This window comes from Pseudolactococcus reticulitermitis (assembly GCF_002260845.1).
Lineage (GTDB): Bacteria > Bacillota > Bacilli > Lactobacillales > Streptococcaceae > Pseudolactococcus > Pseudolactococcus reticulitermitis.
In genome coordinates, this window is the sequence record NZ_BEDT01000014.1 from 1 (window position 1) to 2,492 (window position 2,492).

Below are 2,492 nucleotides of genomic sequence, written 5' to 3' on the forward strand. Positions count from 1 at the left end.
TTCTTTGGCATCACATCACCTCCAATTAATTTCATGTGTTCAACAGCCATCCTTACACGTTGTCTGAAGTGTGGTGGACTGTGTTGAACACCGTTCTAACAATGCTTAAACACTTTGCCAAGTGTGACTAACTGTAATAAACACCGCTAGGACACTGCTCGCAACATAAGAAAAACCTTCAAGGATTACTCCCTAAAGGCTACTTATTGATACTCTTTTGCTAGTATTGCGACAAGCATCAATCGTTTTATGCTTTGTTGCTACCTTAATAGTATCATTTTGTCAGACTGACATACCATGACATTTACTGACAAGTTTTACTTTTTTAATGAGTAAGTTCGATTTTTATTGCTACCATGAGCTTCAAAAAAACCGAGACTTACTAAACTAGACAAATGTTTACGAACAGTTGGTGCTGATTTTCCAAGAAGTTTCGTTGCTACCGCTGTATTAATAGTATCATGGTCAATCAAATACTTTTTAATCAAAAGATAAACTTGCAGTTCAACACCTGACAACTCCGTTGGTAATTCTTCTGAAGTTTTATCGCTTAAATTATCACTCGTTTTATAAGCGATAAGTGTTTCTAAAATAATAGACAACATAAACTCAATAAATCCAGAAGAATCATTTTGTGAATCTGCAATTGCCAAAGCATCGTAATAGGCTTGTTGGTTTTCATAAATAATTGTTTCTATCGGAATCCATGCAAAAATTGAATGCCAATTCGCAAGAATAACAGTTTGCCACAAACGCCCCATTCTACCATTGCCATCTTCAAAAGGATGAATCGTTTCAATTTCATAGTGAAAGACACAACTCTTGATCAGTTCAGGTGTATCATCATTTGCTCCCCAATCAAACAAGTCACTCATCAAATTGGTAATAAATTGCGGTCTTGCCCCCATATGAATTAAATTGCCAGCTGAGTCATAGATACCTACATCTTTAGGTCTATATTGACCCGAAGCGTTTATAATACCATTTGTTAATAAGCCATGAGCTTTCAAAAAGTCACTTTGTTTATAAGGGTTTAATGTCAAAATCTCTTCGTAAGCATCATAGGCATTCTTTACCTCACGAATCTCTTTTGGATTACCAAGAACTCGCTTGCCATCAATAATATCTGTAATTTGTTCAACAGTTAAACTATTATTTTCAATTGCTAAAGATGAATGAATCGATTTGATTCGATTTTCTTTTCTAAGCTTCAAATTACGTTCAATTTGAAATTCTAAATTACCAACAGCTTTAGAGATTTCAACGATTTTATTTAACATATTATTGTTGATTGAAAATGGTGGTTTCATCGTATTTACCTCACTTTTCAATTTTCATTATACCATAAAATACAAATTATCGCTCGATTTACAAGCGATAAACCAAGCGATAAACTTTTTTATGAGCGATAACTAAATGATGATTGGTTTTTCTGGAACCTGCATCAATTTCAAGGCTTTCGTATGCCAACGATAAATCGTCCGAACATCCGCATTCAATTCTTCCGCAATTCGTTCCCATGTCATGCCGTGAATATAGCGGTAGGAGAGAACTATATTTAAGTCAATATTTTCAAGTTTATCAATTGCTTCTTGCATTTGATTTTTCAAATTTACAAATTTGTCAAGCTGTTCATTGATACGCCCCTCCAGAAGATAGACCTTTTCAAGCACTCGAATAAATGGTGCTTCGGTATTTTTGTTAGGACTTGAGATTCTTTCTTCATAAGAGACCGTCTGGGTTGAAATAGCCAGTACACGGAGTTCTTTCAAACTTAAGAGTTCCTTATCAATCCGATTATCCAGACGGTATGCCTGTTTCAAATAGTTTTTTGGTGTCATTTTTCTTTTCCTCCTAGTCGTGCTTTAATTGCATCAATTCGAAAATCTTATGCCTTCTATTTTAATCTTGATGCTCCGCTCGGCATCAGTATCAATCTATCTGGAACACCATCAAGGGTAGGTGTCGTAAATTTCAAGCTCCGACCTCCTGCTGTCTTCACTGCAACACCTAGCTTTTGTTTGATTATTTTTTCTAGCATTTCTATCTCCTTTAATTTCAATTAGTGTAGGCCTATGTACCCCTAAACATTAACTCTTCTATAGGTCTTATTTTTTCACCTACTAGGAAAAGTAATGCAGTACCCTACATAGAGCTACACCTTTTATAAAAATAGGCTATTCCAAGAACTCAGAAACTAGATGAAGACCATAAACGATGACACCTTTATTACTTCTCTTGCGCATGATTCCCTCAGCTTCCAAAGCAAAATAGAAATCTGCTGCACTGCGAACATATTCGCCTGTCCTTAAACAAAATGCACGATACTCGGAATAAAGCACGCCAGATTTCTCAATATATGCTTTACTAATCTCACAACAATCATCTAAAAAGTGAGTGAGCCAATCATTGTCATTTTTATAAGTATTTATCGCATTTTGAACCACTTCAGGAATTTCGATATGATAGTCATCCGCAATTACACGCTTTGC

General features: G+C 35.4%; 3 protein-coding genes and 1 pseudogene. All 4 read right to left on the reverse strand.

Going from position 1 to position 2,492, the window contains the following annotated elements:
• Nucleotides 1-317 precede the first annotated feature (317 nt).
• The gene (locus tag RsY01_RS10695) at nucleotides 318-1,310 is read right to left on the reverse strand and encodes a Fic family protein (RefSeq protein WP_094785520.1); all 993 of its coding nucleotides are present in this window, start codon (nucleotides 1,308-1,310) and stop codon (nucleotides 318-320) included.
• A gap of 102 nt (nucleotides 1,311-1,412) precedes the next feature.
• A complete protein-coding gene (locus RsY01_RS10700; protein WP_094785521.1) occupies nucleotides 1,413-1,841 on the reverse strand; it encodes a DUF1492 domain-containing protein in 429 nt (142 codons plus the stop codon).
• 56 nt (nucleotides 1,842-1,897) lie between these two features.
• Nucleotides 1,898-2,041: a hypothetical protein gene (locus RsY01_RS10975; RefSeq protein WP_157905829.1), complete on the reverse strand. Its 144-nt coding sequence runs from the start codon at nucleotides 2,039-2,041 to the stop codon at nucleotides 1,898-1,900.
• Between the two features lie 136 nt (nucleotides 2,042-2,177).
• Nucleotides 2,178-2,492 (reverse strand): annotated as a pseudogene (locus RsY01_RS10980) (phage/plasmid primase, P4 family); the annotation flags it as partial.

Excerpts from the sequence above, each read along its gene's own strand:
- RsY01_RS10695 (WP_094785520.1), bottom strand. The coding sequence starts at position 1,310 with ATGAAACCACCATTTTCAATCAACAATAATATGTTAAATAAAATCGTT.
- RsY01_RS10700 (WP_094785521.1), bottom strand. The coding sequence starts at position 1,841 with ATGACACCAAAAAACTATTTGAAACAGGCATACCGTCTGGATAATCGG.
- RsY01_RS10975 (WP_157905829.1), bottom strand. The coding sequence starts at position 2,041 with ATGCTAGAAAAAATAATCAAACAAAAGCTAGGTGTTGCAGTGAAGACA.